The organism is Treponema sp. R6D11 (assembly GCF_054786075.1).
Genome location: NZ_BDHD01000584.1, coordinates 1 through 632, shown reverse-complemented (window position 1 = coordinate 632; position 632 = coordinate 1). Strand labels below are relative to the sequence as shown.

Annotated in this window: 1 pseudogene; it reads left to right on the top strand. The window is 47.3% G+C overall.

The annotated features are described in order from the left end of the window. Positions 1-262: pseudogene (locus ACYVTD_RS14840) on the top strand (phosphatidate cytidylyltransferase); the annotation flags it as partial. Between the last annotated feature and the right edge of the window lie 370 nt (positions 263-632).

Below are 632 nucleotides of genomic sequence, written 5' to 3'. Positions count from 1 at the left end.
CGGCGACGGCTTCGCTAGTTTGGTCGGAAAATGCTTCGGCAAATGGCGCCCCGCGATTCTTTGCGGAAAGAGCGTCGAAGGCTCATTCGCATGCTTTACCGCGGTTTTTATCAGCGCTTTTGCCGTTTCTCATAATGTTAACGTAGCCTTTATAGCGGCTTTTACCGCCACCGTAGTTGAAGCGTTGCCGCTTGAAGATTTTGACAATATGGCAATTCCGGTAACCGTCGGTTTAGCGGTTCAATTTATTAATATCTTATAAACATTTTTCTAAATTCCCTTGACAAGACACCGAAAAAGAGATAGATTAATAGGGTAGAGCAACCGGGCGAAAGCCAGTGGCGAGTCCGGTTTCCATATAAAAACTTCAGAGAGAATTCTTTGAAAAGCGCGCGCCTGAAAGAGCGTAAAAGTGTAGCGGAAACGGCGTAAATCCAAGCGCGAAACACACGAAAACAGGAAATATTTTTCCGAAGGACGCTTGACAAAGCGCGCGGAAAAGTAGTAATTTCTAAAAACTGCGCGTTTTAAAAAACGCCGTAGGGGGAATTTCGGCTTTAAGCCCGAGTTCCCGAAACGAGGCGGCCCCGAAAGGGCGCTTCAGCGATATTTGGCAACAAACCCGAAGCCGC